A 440-nucleotide genomic window follows, 5' to 3' on the forward strand; every position below is an offset into this window, starting at 1 on the left:
GTGGCGAAGGCGGGGACCAGCAGGTCGTCGAGGGTCTTGCCGGCGGCGAGCTGCTGCTTGAATTCGGCGGTACGGGCCTTCAAGGCCTCGTCCGACAGCTTGGCGAGTTCGGGCTTGCCCGCGGCTTGAGCCTGATCGGCATAGCGGAGATACTTCAGGTTTGCGTACGCCTCGCCGCGCATCGCCGCTTCGAGGTTCGCCTTCGTGCTGGCAGCCAGCGGCTTGGCGGGGGATGTGGGCGCGGCAGATGCGCCGACTGTGAAGCTAGCTGCGGCGAGGATCAGGGACTTGTTCATCGTCGAAACTCCTTTGCCGCTGGAAGTGCGACCCGGCCCGTATCGACCCTGGTCCTGACGGCGACCTGACCGTGCGGTGCGAAATTTTGATTTTAGCCTGTTGTCATTAAATCGGGCGCTGTCAGGTTTCGGTCAGTCAGTCCT

The 440-nt window shown here is 63.2% G+C and carries 1 pseudogene; it reads right to left on the reverse strand.

Annotation, left to right across the window (positions count from 1 at the left end):
* Positions 1–296 (reverse strand): annotated as a pseudogene (locus AACY52_RS31500) (hypothetical protein); the annotation flags it as partial.
* Between the last annotated feature and the right edge of the window lie 144 nt (positions 297–440).

This window comes from Pseudomonas sp. EA_65y_Pfl1_P113 (assembly GCF_963970525.1).
GTDB lineage: Bacteria > Pseudomonadota > Gammaproteobacteria > Pseudomonadales > Pseudomonadaceae > Aquipseudomonas > Aquipseudomonas tritici.